Annotated in this window: 12 protein-coding genes and 1 pseudogene; 10 read left to right on the top strand and 3 right to left on the bottom strand. The window is 35.7% G+C overall.

Annotated elements, in window-relative coordinates; genetic code table 11:
* Nucleotides 1–17 precede the first annotated feature (17 nt).
* Nucleotides 18–1,235 (top strand): Pycsar system effector family protein, encoded by a 1,218-nt coding sequence (locus tag AACZ49_RS01475; RefSeq protein WP_339650836.1) that lies wholly within the window; start codon nucleotides 18–20, stop codon nucleotides 1,233–1,235.
* Here the strand turns inward: AACZ49_RS01475 and AACZ49_RS01470 are convergent.
* A complete protein-coding gene (locus tag AACZ49_RS01470; RefSeq protein ID WP_339650835.1) occupies nucleotides 1,224–3,596 on the bottom strand; it encodes a GAF domain-containing protein in 2,373 nt (790 codons plus the stop codon). The two genes, AACZ49_RS01475 and AACZ49_RS01470, sit on opposite strands and share 12 nt — an antisense overlap.
* A gap of 111 nt (nucleotides 3,597–3,707) precedes the next feature.
* On the opposite strand from AACZ49_RS01470, the gene AACZ49_RS01465 reads away from it, so the two are divergent.
* The 9 genes and pseudogenes from AACZ49_RS01465 (at nucleotide 3,708) to AACZ49_RS01425 (ending at nucleotide 12,699) form a co-directional block, all read left to right on the top strand.
* Nucleotides 3,708–4,607, top strand: a complete 900-nt coding sequence (locus AACZ49_RS01465; protein WP_339650834.1) for a serine/threonine protein phosphatase — start codon at nucleotides 3,708–3,710, stop codon at nucleotides 4,605–4,607.
* 7 nt (nucleotides 4,608–4,614) lie between these two features.
* Nucleotides 4,615–5,784, top strand: a complete 1,170-nt coding sequence (locus AACZ49_RS01460) for an AraC family transcriptional regulator (protein WP_339650832.1) — start codon at nucleotides 4,615–4,617, stop codon at nucleotides 5,782–5,784.
* A gap of 77 nt (nucleotides 5,785–5,861) precedes the next feature.
* Entirely contained in the window at nucleotides 5,862–6,980 is a 1,119-nt protein-coding gene (locus AACZ49_RS01455; protein WP_339650830.1) for an acyltransferase family protein, read from the top strand.
* Nucleotides 6,981–7,162: 182 nt separating this feature from the next.
* Nucleotides 7,163–7,854, top strand: a pseudogene (gene aqpZ, locus AACZ49_RS01450) (aquaporin Z).
* Between the two features lie 100 nt (nucleotides 7,855–7,954).
* Entirely contained in the window at nucleotides 7,955–9,271 is a 1,317-nt protein-coding gene (locus tag AACZ49_RS01445; RefSeq protein ID WP_339650829.1) for a gluconate:H+ symporter, read from the top strand.
* Between the two features lie 13 nt (nucleotides 9,272–9,284).
* The gene (locus AACZ49_RS01440; RefSeq protein WP_339650827.1) at nucleotides 9,285–9,752 is read left to right on the top strand and encodes a RidA family protein; all 468 of its coding nucleotides are present in this window, start codon (nucleotides 9,285–9,287) and stop codon (nucleotides 9,750–9,752) included.
* Between the two features lie 6 nt (nucleotides 9,753–9,758).
* Nucleotides 9,759–10,871: a D-TA family PLP-dependent enzyme gene (locus AACZ49_RS01435; RefSeq protein WP_339650824.1), complete on the top strand. Its 1,113-nt coding sequence runs from the start codon at nucleotides 9,759–9,761 to the stop codon at nucleotides 10,869–10,871.
* 2 nt (nucleotides 10,872–10,873) lie between these two features.
* Entirely contained in the window at nucleotides 10,874–11,938 is a 1,065-nt protein-coding gene (locus AACZ49_RS01430; protein ID WP_339650822.1) for a membrane dipeptidase, read from the top strand.
* Nucleotides 11,939–12,045: 107 nt separating this feature from the next.
* On the top strand, nucleotides 12,046–12,699 hold the full coding sequence (locus AACZ49_RS01425) for a hypothetical protein (RefSeq protein WP_339650819.1): 654 nt from the start codon (nucleotides 12,046–12,048) through the stop codon (nucleotides 12,697–12,699).
* Between the two features lie 60 nt (nucleotides 12,700–12,759).
* Here AACZ49_RS01425 and AACZ49_RS01420 read toward each other — a convergent pair whose 3' ends face one another.
* The gene (locus AACZ49_RS01420; RefSeq protein ID WP_339650817.1) at nucleotides 12,760–14,937 is read right to left on the bottom strand and encodes an acylase; all 2,178 of its coding nucleotides are present in this window, start codon (nucleotides 14,935–14,937) and stop codon (nucleotides 12,760–12,762) included.
* 52 nt (nucleotides 14,938–14,989) lie between these two features.
* A complete protein-coding gene (locus tag AACZ49_RS01415; protein WP_339650814.1) occupies nucleotides 14,990–16,039 on the bottom strand; it encodes a TPM domain-containing protein in 1,050 nt (349 codons plus the stop codon).
* Nucleotides 16,040–16,057 lie beyond the last annotated feature (18 nt).

Genomic DNA, 16,057 nt, shown 5'->3' with positions numbered 1-16,057 from the left:
TCTAACCAACAGTTTCTATGTCGAACATTTTAGAGAAGACACAACAGTTTGTAGTCGAGCTACTTACCACCAAATTGGATAAAAATTTTCTGTACCACAACCTAAGACATACACAAAGAGTCGTTAAAAGTACTAAAGAATTACTTGAGGCATGTTCTCTTTCCAATCAAGAAAGAGAGCTATTACAATTAGTAGCTTGGTTTCATGACACTGGTTACACCAAAGGAACTGAAGCACATGAAGAAAGTAGTTGTGAAATAGCAGAAGCGTTTTTATTGAAAGAAGGGTATTATAAAGAAGGAATAGAAAAAATCAAAGCATGCATTAGGGCCACAAAATGGAATGCCAAACCATCTAATTTGATGGATGAAATCATTCGAGATGCAGATTCTTCTCATTTTGCCCAAAGTAGCTACATAGAAACTTCAGAGTTATTACGGGAAGAACTGAAGCTTTTAGGCATTAAAGATTATAGCCCAAAAGAATGGTTAGACGGAAATATTAAGGTTTTTAGAACTGACCATCACTACTATACAGATTATGCTAAAGAGCATTGGTTAGAAAAAAAAGATAAAAACCTTAGAAAATTAATTAAGGATAAAAAATCTGAAAAAAAACTAGCCAAAAAAGAAAGACTAAAAGTTAAGTTTAAAAGTGAGAGTCCAGATCGAGGAATCCAAACTTTATATCGTGTAACTTTAAAAAATCATATTGCCCTTAGTGATATTGCAGATACCAAAGCAAATATTCTATTATCTGTAAATGCCATTATTATCTCATTGGCCCTATCTAATCTTATTCCAAAATTAGATAATCCTTCAAACGATTATTTAATTTACCCAACCGTGATATTCGTTTTGTTTGCTATTATTTCAATGATATTGGCCGTATTGGCAACCAGACCAAACGTTACCAGCGGTGAATTCACTAAAGAAGATGTAGAAAATAAAAATGTTAATCTATTGTTCTTCGGTAATTTTCATAAGATGAATTTGACAGAATATGAGTGGGCAATTCAACAAATGCTAAAAGACAAAGACTACATCTACACCTCATTGACAAAAGATCTTTACTTTCTAGGTATTGTATTAAATAGAAAATATAAACTTTTACGTTGGACCTATACCATCTTCATGATAGGAATGATTTTATCGGTTATCGCGTTTGCAATATCTTTTAAATTCTATGGTCCAGATCGTAAATTAGAGCTACTAAGTCAGGTGTTATTCTTTTAAAGCTTCCATCAAATCCTCATAAGTGTAGGTCTTTTCAGGCTCTTGATCTCTTTTATATAGAATTTCGGCACGTATAGCTTTTAAACCAGAAACGCCCTGTAAACCTTCTAGCTCTACAATTTCAATCTTATCGGTGAAACAGCCTTTAGACCTCAAGAACTTAATGTATCTCAAATATTCCAACTCATCTTTTTTCTGAGAATAAACTATGGAAAGTAATCCTTTTTGAGTTAAACGTTGGGTTGTCCCTTTAATATAAGATTTATCAATTCTCTTTTTAATTACCTCATAACGAGCATTATATGTGCCATCAACATCAAATTGTTTTTCATCCATTCTAAATCGGATAGACAATGATGTATTATAAACCAATATCAATGATGTGGCATCTAATGGTACCGGTAATTTTGGTTTTAATGCATAATGAACATTCTCCATTTCACACATAACCTGCAATTGCCACAATCTAAGATTGTTTAGATATAAATCATTGTAGTCTGTATTTTCTGAAATAGAAGCGCCGATATACATATTATGTTCAACACCATCGGTTTTATAGCGCTCATAATAATGAGGAAACATTGCTTGTGCACTTTCCTGTCTTTTATCTATTACCAAAGACAGCTTCTTATTAATTAACGTAACACTTTCATCATAATTCTTTCTATGATCGTAATAGGAATCTGTACCCATATCTATTTTAGCCTCATAAGTCAAAATATGTTTTTCTAAAACAACATCTGACTTTTTAAGGTGTTCAAAAATCGGGGAAATTTCATCTTTAACAAAGTCGAAAATGGATTGTTCACTATTTGTAAAGAGCATTTCTTTAATACTTTCAAGATGATTGTTCACCCTAAAAATCAATTCTTCATAGATAGGTAAACTCCATTTTTTCAATGCAATTACCAAGACGTCATTAATTTCAGAAAGTTGAATCATCAAATCTCTTTGAATAGCTAAATTTCTAGCTTTTGATGAGTCTTTAATATCAATCTGTCCAAATAGAGGATAAACATCCTTAAAAACAATTTCCCTGAAAGTAGGTGCTCTACCTTCTAGCTGATCGTTCATAAACCTTTTGGCTTCCTCTTGAAATTTCCAGTATACAGATGAGTGCACAGAAGTACATTCATTTTGAATTATAGCATCTATTCTATTATTTTCTTCATTATTATTACGCACTAATGCCGAAACAATATATGGCAATACATCATCAAGCTTTTGAGCATTAACACCGTTAAGCACCCCTTTTTTCTCAGAAACTATTTCCAAAATTCCTAAGAGTTTATTCTCATAGGCAATAGGTGCAAAAATTGCACTTTGAACTCCCTGCTTTTTTAAGCCTGCATAAGGCTCGATACCGCTAGATAGCTCAGCCATTCGATTAACATCTGTAATGGCAAAATATGAATTTTCCTTAATCAGTTTTCTGTAAGATTCTTCACAAAGCGCACGCTTACAACCGACTATTACTTCTCCATTTAAAAGATAACTTTCAAACCCCATACCTGCAACTGCCTCGAACTGATCTTGTCTTACATTGAAGTTTGCGAACCCTACTCTAATATTCGGCAACTTAAAAAACGATTTAAAAGTCTCTTGAAGTTCTTCCGTAAAATTATCTGGAGCTAAATGGTCCTTAGAAATCAATTTTGACTTTATATCAGAAATTGCCTGTTCCATAGTAACATCGAACAAATTGGCGATAACAAATCCTTTAGATATAAAACTTTCAGGTGGAATTTTATCCATCCAAAGATCAACATCATTTGGCCTTGCAAGTAATTCATCTACATCTTCTTGTGTAATCTTCTTAGATTTTTCTGTAGGAATAATGTTAATAAAATCAGCATTATATAAAACGCGATAGTGACGCATTACTCCATTAACATCTGGTATATCATAAAAGTATGGGCGACTAAAGTCTAACTGAAAACCATAGTAGAAATTTAATATGACCACACAGCTCATAATATAATCCATATCGTCGCCAAGACTTCGCAGTTCTGGCTCATACTCCTTACCCGCTTCGCTAATAATTTTCTGAAAGCGTTTCGAAGACTTTATAATGGTATTTTGATAAGGTAAGGTAGCCACCTTTATTTCATTCGTACTTAAAGCTTCCGTAAATGTATCTTGTAAAATACGTTCAATTACGTCCTTATATTTTTCTAACAATGTAAAATCAGAAAATCCGTCACGTAATTCTGGGTATTCACTTTGAGCATACAATATTCTCTCGGCAGTAGCAGCTAAAAAGGAATCATCAACTTCTAAATGTTCATCGTACTTCTTGAGAAGTTCTTCAAAACTAATGAGGTGCTTTACAGGCATTATCTTTCTCTCGTGCTGAACCATGAATTATTTAGTCTAGTAAATCACTGTAAAGTTACAAAACAATACAAGTTTTTTAGGAGACTCACCCCCTATGGTTAACTGGATTTTCGGATATTTAACGAAAAATAGCCCATGTCATCGGATAGTAGACTTAATAGAGCTTATGAAAATGCCAAGGTCATTCCATTTAACAACAACTCTAAATTCATACTTTTTAGTGATTGTCACAGGGGTGACAACAGTTTTGCCGATGAATTTGCCAATAATAGAAACATCTATTTTCATGCCCTAAAATTTTATCATTCAGAAGGATTTCAATACTGCGAGCTCGGTGATGGTGATGAACTTTGGGAGAATATTAATTTTGCATCCTTATTTGAAGCCCACAAAAATATTTATAAACTTTTAAAGCAATTTCATTTAGAACATAGACTACATATGATTTGGGGAAACCATGATATGGTCTATAAAGATGAAGATTACGTAAAGAAACACCTGTCAAGTTATTTTGAACCGATAGAAGATAAAGACAAGGCGCTTTTTGAAGGAATTAAATATCATGAAGCAATTATCTTAAAACATAGGGACACTCAGCAGGAAATTTTTCTAACCCACGGCCACCAGGCTGATTGGTGGAATTATACTTTTTGGCGTTGGGGTAGATTTTTAGTTAGGGTACTCTGGAAACCATTACAGGTTTGGGGTATTGCTGACCCAACATCACCAGCCAAGAACTACACAGAACTTATAAAAGTTGAACGACGTATTAAAAAATGGATCCTTAAAAACAGTTTAAAAGTAACCGTTGTTGGCCATACGCATAGACCCCGTTTTCCTGAACCGGGCGATATACCCCTATTTAACGATGGTAGTTGTGTACACCCAAGAAGTATTACTGGAATTGAAATAGAAAAAGGCAACATCTCTTTAATAAAATGGCAGATCAATACCACTGACGATGGTACGTTACGCGTAGTTCGTATTTTGTTAGAAGGACCTCAGAAATTAAAAGATTATTTAGAAAAAAGTTAAAGTGAACATGCTCAATGATCTCATAGAACAAATTCCGATAAGACATAATCTTACGTCAAGTTTTATGCTATTAGGCGTTGTTCAAAATCTATTTTTAAGCATTGTACTTTTCACCAAGAGCAAAGGTAATTTACCGTTGACTTATTTAGGACTCTTAATCTTTTTTGGAGCAATTGTATTTTTAGACACCTATTTATGCTACACTGGCCTAATGAAATATATACTAGTATTGAATGATTCAACTGAAGCACTGGTTCTGTTGATAGGACCATTTCTATACTTTTCTATTTATGGTTTTTTAAAAAGAACATCTATTTCATTTAAGAAAGATTGGTGGCATTTTGTTTTACCACTTGGTTATTTTATATCTCAAATTCCATTTTATCTTGCTCCTATTTCTGTAAAATTGAATGCCTATTTAGGCGCATATTACAGTAAAATGGAAACTGCAACCGTTCCAGAATCATTTAATTATAATTATCATTTTATAAAAGACATTTTAGATTGGCTCATACTTTTTAGCCTTTTGCTATATACATTACTGAGCTTAAAATTAGTCAGAGAAGAATGGTTCAGAAACTTAAACAATAATGCTGAAAAAAAATCGTCCAAATATATTTTCACACGAAATTCAGCTATTATACTATGTGCCTTCTTTCTGCTTCTATTTTTAGTTTTCTACATATTTGATGATGATGGAGGCGATCATTATATTTCAATTTTTCAAACCATAGTCGCTTTTTCAACAACCTATATAATTATTACAGAATCACGATTCTTTGACAAATCTTGGGTTGCCGACAAATACGAGACCTTAGGTAAACCGATTAAAGAAATAGCATTTACTGATATTGAAAAATTTGTTGATGTTGAGTGTTATTATTTGTCCAAAAATACAAGTTTGAATGATTTGGCCAATCTTTTGAATATTCATCCCAATCAAATATCAAAATCAATAAACTCAGGGTTTGGCTCTAATTTTAACCATTATATCAATTCGAAAAGAATTGTTGTTGCTAAGGAAAGACTTGTTGATCCACAATACAATAAACTTACTATAGAAGCAATTGGAGATTCAGTAGGCTTCAAATCTAAGTCTGCTTTTTACAATGCTTTTAAAATTCAAACAGGCTACTCACCATCTCAGTACGTAAGGTCAATCTCTCCAAAATTGTAATTATGGACGAATTGTAAATGCTAAAATTTAATTTCCATATCATATTCCCTCAATTTTGACCAATTAAATATTGGGTCATGGAAAAAACATTTAGGAGGTACGATTTAGATTGGTTACGGGTAGTGGTCTTTTCGCTTTTGATTTTTTATCATGTCGGGATGTTCTTTGTCCCTTGGGGATGGCATCTAAAAAACAATATTATCTATGATTGGATTAAATGGCCAATGCTATTTTTGAATCAGTGGCGTTTACCCATTTTGTTCCTAATATCTGGTATGGGTACCTTCTACGCTTTATCAAAAAGAACTATTTGGCAGTTTAATAAGGAACGGTTTCTAAGATTAGGTATTCCACTACTATTTGGGATGTTGGTGGTAGTGCCACCACAAATATATTTTGAACGATTGGCAGAAGGTCAATTTCAAGGTTCCTATTTACATTATCTCAGTACCGTAGCTTATGAAGGTATCTATCCCGAAGGAAATATCAGCTGGCATCATCTCTGGTTTTTACCCTATCTATTTGTTTTCTCAGTGTTACTTTCACCCATCTTTGTGTATATCAAAAAAAGAAAAACCAAAATAGTTGATTGGTTTAGCAAAGTGATACAAAAGCCATTCGGACTCTATATTTTCACCCTACCCTTGTATTTATTAGAATCATTACTTGAACCTTTTTATGATATCACGCATGATTTAATTAATGACTGGTTTAATTTCTTTTCCTCAATGACCTTATTTTTCTTTGGATTTATCATGGTATCATGTGGTCAAATTCTTTGGATAGAGATAGAAAAAATACGTAAAAAAGCGTTTATTCTAGGCATTCTATGCTTCATAGGATTACTCATTATATGGCAATTTGAAGATGGTTATACTAGACATTTTACCGAAGCTTTTTTAAAAATTATTAATCTTTGGTCTTGGATATTGGTGCTATTGGGTTACGCCGCCAAACATCAAAATAAACCTAGTAAATTTTTGGGTTATGCGAATAGGGCCGTTTACCCTTTCTATATTCTTCATCAAACCGTAACTGTTGCGATAGCTTATTACCTGATGGATTTAGATTGGGGATTGTTACCAAAAGCGCTTATTCTTGTTATTGGAACATTTTTAATTAGCTGGATTATTTATCACTTTATCATTCTAAAAATAGGTCTTCTGCAACCACTATTTGGTATAAAAAATAAATGACAGAATTACGAACTAAACACTTTTGAGTTCGTATTGATACAGCGTTTTAAAAACAACTCATAAATCCTTTCTATGCAAAATTGAATCTACATTAGGTATTTATTAAACAAAATGGTTAAAATTATGTGACTTACGTAATGTTTTGATTTCTAAATAAATAGAAACCAAATAACCTTTTTAAAATGAAAAAAATAATAGCAGAATTTATTGGCACCCTTTGGTTGGTGCTAGGTGGCTGTGGTAGTGCCGTACTTGCCGCAGGATTTCCTGAATTAGGAATTGGCTTTGTTAGGGTTTCCCTTGCCTTCGGTTTAACTGTAATTACAATGGCTTTTGCCATTGGCCATATCTCTGGTTGTCACTTAAATCCCGCAGTCTCAATAGGCCTTTGGGTAGGTGGCCGTTTTGATGGAAATACGTACTACCTTATGTAATTGCCCAAGTCATAGGTGGTATTGCTGGGGCAGCAATACTTTTCTTAATCGCTTCAGGTAAGCCTGATTTTGTTATTGGTGGTTTTGCAGCCAATGGTTATGCCGAACAGTCCCCAGGCGGATTCAGTATGACATCAGCATTAATTATTGAGGTGGCAATGACTTTCATTTTCATATTTGTTATTTTAGGATCAACCTATACCAAGGCGCCAAGAGGTTTCGCAGGCTTGGCAATAGGACTCTGCCTTACGCTTATTCACCTTATTAGTATACCTGTCACCAATACTTCTGTGAACCCTGCCCGTAGTACAAGTCAAGCTCTATTTGTAGGTGATTGGGCACTAGATCAACTTTGGTTGTTTTGGCTTGCTCCTATAGTTGGCGCCATTTTAGCAGGTATTCTTTATAAAATTATTTCTCCAGAATTAACAGATCGTTAATAGAATTTTATTGAATAGGCTCAACGTATTTAGATAAAATATGTTGAGCCTTTTTTTTATGGTATATTTAGGTTTTCAACCTATCCAAACCAAATATAATATGCCGTTATTCATTGTTATTTTAGGAATTTTACTCCTCTTTATCCTCATTGCCAAATTCAAACTAAATGCTTTTATCACCTTTATAATTGTATCGTTATTCGTTGGTATCGCAGAAGGAATGGAACCTTTATCGGTAGTAGACTCCATTCAAAAAGGTATTGGCAGCATTCTTGGGTTTCTAGTTATAATATTGGGACTAGGGGCCATGCTAGGTAAACTCGTTGCAGATAGCGGTGCCGCGCAACGCATCACAACACAATTGGTAGAAAAATTTGGAAAGAAAAATATTCAATGGGCAGTTGTACTTACTGGTTTTATTGTAGGTATTCCTATGTTTTATTCTGTAGGGTTTGTCATTTTAGTGCCATTGGTATTTACCATTGCAGCTGCCACCGGTTTACCTCTTTTATATGTTGGCTTACCTATGCTGGCATCCCTTTCGGTAACGCACGGTTATTTACCACCTCACCCTGCCCCAACGGCTATTGCAGCAACATTTAATGCCGATATCGGCAAAACATTATTATATGGAATACTAGTAGCAATACCAGCTATTATTGTTGCAGGACCATTACTCTCCAGAACACTTAAAGGCATAAATGCTACTCCGCTTAAAGAATTTATAAATCCTGTTATATTAAAGGAAGAAGAAATGCCTAGTATGGCCAACAGCATTATAAGTGCACTTCTCCCTGTTATTCTAATTGCCATTGCTGCGTTAGCCGAGTTTTCACTACCAGATACTTTTTTCCTTAAGAAGGCATTAATATTTATCGGAAATCCGGCAATAGCTATGCTTATTTCTGTTTTAGTAGCGATTTACACTTTAGGTTTGGGGCGTGGTAAAAAAATGAAAGAAGTTATGGACTCTGTGGGTAGTGCTATTACAGGTATCACCATGGTTTTATTAATCATTGCAGGTTCTGGCGCATTAAAACAAGTGCTAATCGATAGTGGCGTAAGTGAATATATTGGCGCCATGCTAAAAGAATCATCCATTTCCCCATTAATTCTAGCATGGTTAATTGCAACGGTAATTCGTGTATGTGTTGGTTCTGCTACAGTTGCAGGTTTAACGGCTGCAGGTATTGTATTACCGCTTATTCAAGGAACAGGGGTTAGTCCTGAATTAATGGTATTGGCCATTGGCTCTGGTAGTTTAATGTTATCTCATGTAAACGATAGCGGATTTTGGTTGTTCAAAGAATACTTCAACCTTTCGGTGAAGGACACCCTAAAAAGCTGGACCGTTATGGAAACCACCGTTGGTGTTATGGGTCTAGTCGGTGTATTAGTTATAAACATTTTCATTTAAAATCTAAAGTAGCATGATGAAGAAACCTTCTGAAAGAATTAAGGAACTAGGTTTGGTCCTACCTCCTGCACCACCTCCTGCAGGCCTTTACAAACCTGTTTTAGTTGTAGACCATTTTTTATACATTTCTGGCCAAGGGCCAATGCAAAATGACGGCTCATTGATCATTGGTCGTGCTGGTCACAACATGACCATGGAAGAGGCTAAAATAGCGGCAAGACAAGTTGCCTTGACCATGCTATCTACCATACAAACCCATTTTGGCGACATTGATAAAATCAAACGAATCGTAAAAACTTTGGGCATGGTGAACTCGACCCCAGATTTTGGTCAGCAACCCCTTGTCATCAATGGGTTTAGTGAATTAATGGCCGATATTTTTGGTCCTGACAATGGTGTTGGTGTTCGTAGTGCAGTTGGTATGATTTTGCCTGGTGGAATTCCTGTTGAAATAGAAGCTCATTTCGAACTACATCACTAAACGCTTATGCAAAACAACGATTGGTATTCTTTGAATAATACAGAGGAAGTTATATCCCCTTCTTTGTTGGTCTATCCTGATAGAATTCAACATAATATTGAATTAATGATTTCTATGATTGGTGATGTAGATCGTCTGCGTCCTCATGTAAAAACATATAAGAACGCGAATATCATACACATGCAGATGGAACGCGGAATTAAGAAATTCAAATGCGCTACCATCGCAGAGGCTGAATTACTAGGTGATTGTAATGCACTAGATATTTTGTTGGCCATGCAACCAATTGGGCCAAATGCTCAACGGTTTATTCAATTAACAAAACAATACCCGAATTCAAAATTTTCTACCATAGTCGATAACGAGACAATGGTTACTATTTTAGGAGATTTAGCAGAGGCAAATAATATCAAAATTCATCTTTGGGTTGATATTAATAATGGGATGAACAGAACAGGTATTGCTCCTGATAAAAAAGCGTTAGAATTATTTAAGCAGATTCATAACCATCCCTATTTAATAGCAGAAGGCCTACATGTTTATGATGGTCATATAAGAAATACTGATCCAAAAATAAGAGAGGCAGATTGTAATGCTGCTTTTGAAGAGGTCGAATTATTAAAAAAATCTTTGGAACACCAAGACATTCCTAGCCCAAAAATCGTTGCTGGTGGGTCTCCGACTTTTCCTTTTCACTGCAAGCGCAAAAATGTAGAATCTAGTCCGGGCACAACCCTATTATGGGATTCAGGCTACGGCAGTCAATTTCCGGAGATGAACTTTCTACCAGCCGCTGTTCTATTAACTCGAATTATCAGCAAACCAACTACTGGCATCTTATGTTTTGATTTGGGACATAAATCAATAGCGCCAGAAATGCCTTTTCCACGGATTGAATTTCTAGACCTTGAGCACAGTAACCAAATTAGTCAATCAGAAGAACATTTAGTGGTAGAATATGATGATTTGACAATGCCAGAAATTGGTGATGTACATTATGCTATACCAAAACATATTTGCCCTACAGTAGCAAAGTACGATACCTTAACGGTTGTAAAAGATGAAGCTGTTATCGACCATTGGAAAGTAACAGCCAGAACCCATAAATTAACTATTTAGTTATGTTCATATTTGATGCACATTTAGACCTGTCCATGAATGCAATGGACTGGAATCGTGACCTTACTTGGTCAATAGAAGAAATACGAAAAAGTGAACAGGGTTTAACCGATAAGCCAGGTCGTGGCAACAACACGGTTTCATTAGAGGCAATGAGAGAAGGAAATATCGGACTCTGTATGGCTACCCAAATTGCACGTTATGTACACAAGGACAACACCTTACCAGGATGGAAATCACCTCAGCAGGCTTGGGCACATACGCAGGGACAATTGGCTTGGTACAAGAGTATGGAAGATTTAGGAGAAATGGTACAGATTACTAACAGAACTGAACTTGATGCCCACCTAGAACTTTGGAAATCTGATGAAGGAAAAAAGCCGATTGGTTATTTACTAAGCCTTGAGGGAGCAGATTCTATAGTCGACATATCTTACTTACAAAAATCGTATGACCTAGGTCTTCGCGCAATTGGACCTGCTCATTATGGCCCTGGAACATATGCTCATGGCACAAATTCTGTAGGTGGCATTGGTACGAAAGGAAGAGAACTATTAAAAGAAATTCAACGATTAGGAATTATATTAGATGTCACCCACTTATGTGACCTAAGCTTTTGGGAGACTATGGTGAATTATGACGGTCCTCTTTGGGCGAGCCATAATAATTGTAGAGCATTAGTAAATCATCATAGGCAATTTACCGATGAGCAGCTAAAAGAAATCATAGCTCGAAAAGGCGTAGTTGGAGTTGTTTTAGATGCTTGGATGATGACGGCAACATGGGAACGCGGAGTATCTACACCTGAATCTGCTAATGTAAGTTTACATCAAATACTAGATAATATTGACCATATATGTCAACTTTCTGGAAATGCAGACCATGTCGGTATAGGCTCTGACCTTGATGGCGGTTTTGGAAAAGAACAAGGGCCGGCGGATGTTGACACTATTGCCGACCTTCAAAAAATAGTGGGTTTGTTAGAAAACAGAGGATATGCCCAACAGGATATAGAAAAAATCATGAATGGTAATTTTATCGACTTTTTAAAAAGAAATTTAAAATAATTATACTTCGTTTATCGAATAATCATAGTATCGAAGTTAATTTAACGAAGCCTTAAGTACGCATGGCAGGGTATTTGTTATCTTTATTTCATCATATTGATAACCAAATGAGGAAACTTTTTTTTCTTTCTATTATTTTATTCTGTTTTAACGTGGTTATCGTTTCCGCACAAACAGATTTACCTACGTCTAAGCCACTTAAAATTGAAAGTGCAAATCCTATTGAGCCTTTAGGAAAACCAAGTGCGGGTCCTGTATTAAATATGCCTTCTCTTATTAAAGAGCAGCCAAATTTAAACATGACAGACCCTAATCCTGTTAAAATGTTACGGGATGAAGAATTGGTACAAGCAGGCACAGGATTGAAAATTGACCCTCGAATTGGTCCTGGTGAACGCTTGGGTGGGTCAGGACAATTTTTTGCTGACCAGTATTTAGGAGACGTTAAAAGCAGTGGAAAATTTATAGGTATTGTTTGTAGAGATCATGAATATGTAGATGGTGATCGCGTTAAAATCTACATGAACGACATGGTTGTAGAGCCAAATCTATTACTTACCGGTGCATTTAAAGGAGTGAATGTCGATTTGCAAGATGGTTTCAATCGTCTAGATTTCGAAGCACTAAATCACGGGTCTTCTGCACCAAATACTGCCCAGGTCGATGTGTATAATGATAAAGGAGAATTAATTTATTCGAACAAATGGCTTCTATCCGCAGGTTCGAAAGCTACGTTGATTGTAACCAAAGAATCTATGTAGGTCTACTACTTCTCTTTATTGGATATACCTACCATTAGTACATACCAATACGCTTAAATATTATCTTTTCCCTGGAGTATATGTTTCTTGCGCTCTTTTTAATACATCTTCTCGATAATAAGCCGCATCCTTCCAATCTATGTTTAGATACTTTTCGGTTTGATCGTCAAAATGAGGTGATGTTGGATCACCACTTTGTCCGCCTGCCAAAATGGTTTTTGCTTTTACTTTATCCCCAAATTCTACCGCGGCCACAAAACTATTGCCTCGTGTACCGTATATTTTTTTAGCGCCAGGTGCAGTATATCTTGCCCCATAAGCAGCTAAAGCACCCCAAGTTCCCGAAGCAAAACCTACACCAATACTAGGTAAACCATCATTGAAGGCTTGCCTAATATCACCATTTAAACGTTGGTATCGGTTGACTTCGCCCCAAGGCATTTTCCATGTTCCAAAATCATCATTTAAAATTTTTATAGTTTCTTTAAATACCGCCAGCTTTTCGGTATTAGGAGAATCACTTCCCCAATATTCGACCAACTCCATACTATTAAGACCCTTTGGTCGAACTGCTTTTTGGTAATTTAAGGTGCCATAGAAATGTGCTAAAGTCATCGCTACAGATTCTTTTGAAGTTTTATAGTCCCAATTGCGAAACACCTCAATCGCTTCTTTTAATTCCTTTTTTGGGCTAGCATCATATGCTTTTACCAAACCAGGAATTAGAGCCTTAAAAGCTGGTAAATACGGGTCATGAGCTAGTTGAATTAAACTATCGATGGTATATTCTTTTCTATCCGTTAGTAATTCAATGGCATGCACACCCCTAAAATTTTCTTGGTCTTTCGACATATAATTGGGATAATTCTCTTTTTTCGGACTGAACTCCAATGCCGAAGTATAGGGCGTAGAATTACAATTCTGAATCCATCCATTTTCCGGATTCAATACCAAAATATTTTCATCTACCGTGTGCAACCCTTGCCAGTCGGTTTTAGGATTACTACCGTCAACAGGCTCTTCATAATTAAACATTTCATCTCTTTTCGGAACAAAATTTCCGTGGAAATAAGCAATATTCCCCTCGGCATCCGCATACACGGTATTATTACTTGAATTAGTGCGAATGTCCATCATATCGCGAAAGCCTTTATATCCATTTTGTTTCGTTCTTACAAAAGACTGTTCAAGTGCTTTCACAGGCTCCCACATCATTGCAGAAGCTGTCCATTGGCCATCTACAACATGCGTTATTGGTCCGTGGTGCGTTCTATAAGTAGGATACTTTTTTTCTTTTAGCTCAGCACCATCAATATATTTAAGCACTATTTCAGATGATGTTACTGGGCGTAATTCCTCTCCATATTGATATAACAAATTATCATCATTCTTAACAATGGTCTCCTTAAATTCATCCATAACATCGGTGTAGGTCGAGGTATGCATCCAACCCGTCTTTTCATTGAACCCTTGGTATACGAAAAATTGCCCCCAGGTTACCGCTCCGTAGGCATTCAATCCTTCCTCTGAAACCACATGAACTTCCCCCCTAAAATAAAATGAAGTATGTGGATTAATCAATAACAACGGATTACCTGACTGCGTTAATTTTCCTGAAATTGCGATTCCGTTAGACCCTTGCGGTTCTTCTGCTTCCTTTTTCTTTTTCATTTGCAGTATTTCCATCTCTGGCAATGCCATATCACTTTCATAAAAAGCCGCCATTTTTTCTGTTGAAATTCGCTCAATATCCCCACCTATTGAACCTTCGCTAAAATACATGGGCATCCAAGGTTCAAAATGTGTTAATAACCTTGGTTTTACTTCAGGATGCGTGTAGAGATAATAATTAACCCCATCTGCAAAGGCATCACACAATTTCCTTAACCAATCGGGACTCTTTTCATAATTAGCTTTCGCCTCTGCTTCATTCATGAATAATTTAGCCCGCAAATCACTATACAACGCTTCTTCCCCATCTACTTCCGCAAGTCTGCCGGTTGCCCATATATAATTCTGTTCTACTCGGTTAAAATCGTCTTCACACTGCGCATATAATAATCCGAATACAGCATCAGCATCCGTTTTACCATAAATATGTGGAACACCATAATCGTCTCTAATAATTTCAATATTCTCTGCCTGAGCTTTCCATTTCTCAGCTTCCGGATTATTCGGTCTTTCTGCCTTACACGCAATAACCAAAACGAATAACAACAAGTATGTAATTCTTTTCATAATTGTACTTTTATCTATTTTTAATAAATGTTATTTTAAATGTACTTGAAATTTACCAGCTTCCACTAGAGCCCCCGCCGCCAGAACTTCCTCCTCCGCCAGAAAAAGAACTGGAACTACCACCTGAAGAACCACTACCCGAACTAAATGAATGTGTTCCTGAAGAAGAGAATGTTTTTCTATAATATATTTTATCGTTTTTTAACCAAGATATACCCAATTCTTCTTTACCCAACACCTTAATTTTTATAAAAGCTATGATTGCTGCAATGCCAAAATATGGTAATAACAACCACAGTAGAACAGTTGGCTCATCAAAAACCTGTTTAGCGGCTTCATGGTTAGACGCATATATACTGTAAGCTATAACTAGCGGAACCACCATAAAAATCAGTCCAAAAATGCTTGACAGAGACCCAGCTACAATCATAAAAAATCCAGGTATGACTCCTAGTTTACCCATAAAAATTCCCCTAAAAACTTCTATTATATTTTTATAGCTCTTATAGAAGAACAATCCACCTACGGAGGTAAAAATCAAAAGGAAAAAACCAAGAAATAGATACCCGATAAGCTGGTCGTTATCTTCTTCGTCGGCTATCTCTTTTTTAAATTCTTCTAAAGCATCCGGGTTATTTAAAAATTCTATTAATTGATCTGTAGCTTCATTTATACCTTGAAAATATTTCTCCTCCTTAAAATTAGGAATCATGGTATTTCTTATAATTCTTGAAGCGACGGCGTCTGTAATATAAGGTTCTAAACCATAACCCACTTCTATTCTCACCTCTCTATCCAATTCTGAAAATAAAATCAACAAACCATTGTCTTTACCTTCTTGTCCAATTCCATTTTCATTGAAAAGTCCATTGGCATATGTTTCAATGGTATCAAAACCCAATTCTCCTATAGCAACCACAACTAGCTGATTGGTGGTTGCATCTTCAAAATATACCAATTTTTGATTCAGACCTTCCACCTGTTCTTGAGTAAATATATGTGCACTATCTGTCACAAACTCCTGTAACTCATAATACTGTTGCTGGGCATTAGCATGCACTGAGCTTAATAAAAGAAAGAGTATGAGAATTTTATTGCTCATGGCTAGATAGATACCGAC

It is taken from the genome of uncultured Maribacter sp., from assembly GCF_963975365.1.
Classification (GTDB): Bacteria; Bacteroidota; Bacteroidia; order Flavobacteriales; family Flavobacteriaceae; genus Maribacter.
The sequence above is the reverse complement of the archived record's forward strand: the minus strand, read 5'-3'. Positions and strand labels throughout refer to the sequence as shown.

Excerpts from the sequence above, each read along its gene's own strand:
- AACZ49_RS01455 (WP_339650830.1), top strand. The coding sequence starts at position 5,862 with ATGGAAAAAACATTTAGGAGGTACGATTTAGATTGGTTACGGGTAGTG.
- AACZ49_RS01415 (WP_339650814.1), bottom strand. The coding sequence starts at position 16,039 with ATGAGCAATAAAATTCTCATACTCTTTCTTTTATTAAGCTCAGTGCAT.
- AACZ49_RS01420 (WP_339650817.1), bottom strand. The coding sequence starts at position 14,937 with ATGAAAAGAATTACATACTTGTTGTTATTCGTTTTGGTTATTGCGTGT.
- AACZ49_RS01475 (WP_339650836.1), top strand. The coding sequence starts at position 18 with ATGTCGAACATTTTAGAGAAGACACAACAGTTTGTAGTCGAGCTACTT.
- AACZ49_RS01470 (WP_339650835.1), bottom strand. The coding sequence starts at position 3,596 with ATGGTTCAGCACGAGAGAAAGATAATGCCTGTAAAGCACCTCATTAGT.
- AACZ49_RS01435 (WP_339650824.1), top strand. The coding sequence starts at position 9,759 with ATGCAAAACAACGATTGGTATTCTTTGAATAATACAGAGGAAGTTATA.
- AACZ49_RS01425 (WP_339650819.1), top strand. The coding sequence starts at position 12,046 with ATGAGGAAACTTTTTTTTCTTTCTATTATTTTATTCTGTTTTAACGTG.
- AACZ49_RS01430 (WP_339650822.1), top strand. The coding sequence starts at position 10,874 with ATGTTCATATTTGATGCACATTTAGACCTGTCCATGAATGCAATGGAC.
- AACZ49_RS01445 (WP_339650829.1), top strand. The coding sequence starts at position 7,955 with ATGCCGTTATTCATTGTTATTTTAGGAATTTTACTCCTCTTTATCCTC.
- AACZ49_RS01440 (WP_339650827.1), top strand. The coding sequence starts at position 9,285 with ATGATGAAGAAACCTTCTGAAAGAATTAAGGAACTAGGTTTGGTCCTA.
- AACZ49_RS01465 (WP_339650834.1), top strand. The coding sequence starts at position 3,708 with ATGTCATCGGATAGTAGACTTAATAGAGCTTATGAAAATGCCAAGGTC.
- AACZ49_RS01460 (WP_339650832.1), top strand. The coding sequence starts at position 4,615 with ATGCTCAATGATCTCATAGAACAAATTCCGATAAGACATAATCTTACG.